The 1,277-nt window shown below is 57.6% G+C and carries 1 protein-coding gene; it reads right to left on the bottom strand.

Going from position 1 to position 1,277, the window contains the following annotated elements; translation table 11 throughout:
• Positions 1 to 8: 8 nt before the first annotated feature.
• A complete protein-coding gene (locus tag NW820_RS03765) occupies positions 9 to 1,226 on the bottom strand; it encodes an HD domain-containing phosphohydrolase (RefSeq protein WP_414406721.1) in 1,218 nt (405 codons plus the stop codon).
• Positions 1,227 to 1,277 lie beyond the last annotated feature (51 nt).

The raw sequence follows: 1,277 nt of genomic DNA, 5'->3' as shown, positions 1-1,277 counted from the left end.
AGCTGGATTTAGCGGGTTTCTTGATAGCGGTGGTAGATTTCCAGAATTTCGCTGCGTCCTCGGTTAAAGGCGGCCACCACTTGCGGGTCGAAATGGCTGCCGCTGTTGTCTTCTACAAACTGAAAGACCTCATTCAAAGCCCAGGCTTCTTTGTAGGGGCGACGGCTGGCCAAGGCATCGAATACATCGGCTAAGGCCACAATCCGCCCTTCTAGAGGGATCCCTTCTCCTTTGAGGCCGCGCGGATACCCACTGCCGTCGAACTTCTCGTGGTGGGTCAGAGCGATGATGGCGCTCTTTTGCATCAGCTCGGAGTCGGACTTGCTGAGAATTTCGTAGCCGATCTCAGGGTGACGGTTCATGATCTGCCGTTCTTCTGGGGTCAGACGCCCCGGCTTTTGCAAGATGGCATCCGGGATCCCGATTTTGCCCACATCGTGCATGGGACTGGCGTAGAAGATCAGCTCTTGCTCATGGCTGGATAGGCCCAAGTGCTTGGCGATGATGCGAGAGTAGTTGCTCATCCGCTTCAGGTGAAAGGAGGTATCTTGATCCCGGTATTCTGCGGCCAGAGACAGACAGAAGATGGTCTCGAAGTGGGCAGATTTGAGCTCTTCCCGCAATTGGACGTTTTGATAGGCAACCGCCGCCTGGGAGGCTAGGGCTTCTGCCACGCTGACTTCCAGCTCAGAAAAAGGTTGGCTCCACTCAGCCACCTGGTCAGGAGCTAGGGGGGTGGGGTGATCCGGCTTTAGGCGGTTCAACAGTTGTAGGGCGCCGAGGATCTTGCCTGAGGGATCCCGCATCGGCACGGTGAGCAAGGAGCGGGTGCGATAGCCGGTCTGCCGATCCACCTGTGGGTTAAAGGCATAGGGCCGGTCGGCGGGCAGGTGGTAGACATCTGGCAGATTCAGGCTCTCCCCGGTGAGCACCACATAGCCCACAATGCTGGAAGGGCTGAGGGGCAGGCGCAGATCCCGCAGCTCCTCATGGCGGTTGACCACGAAAAACCGCAATTCTTCTCCCTCTCGGACAAAGAGGCTGGCCCCATCACAGTGGGTCAGTTCTCGGGCTTGAGCAACGATCAACTCCAGCAGCCGCCCCAGATCTGTTTCTGAGGAGAGGGCGATCCCCACTTGAATCAGACGCTGGCTGAGGCGCAGGGCATCCGAGGCATCGAATTCGGTTGTGCTGGGGTGAAGACCGAAGGGGGTGGGCAGGCTCATAGCAGGGTTGGTCAGAAGCGTTCACAATGAGCGTTGACAATAAACAATGGC

Source organism: Synechococcus sp. R55.7 (assembly GCF_047461955.1).
GTDB lineage: Bacteria > Cyanobacteriota > Cyanobacteriia > Thermostichales > Thermostichaceae > Thermostichus.
This window is presented reverse-complemented; position numbering and strand designations above follow the sequence as displayed.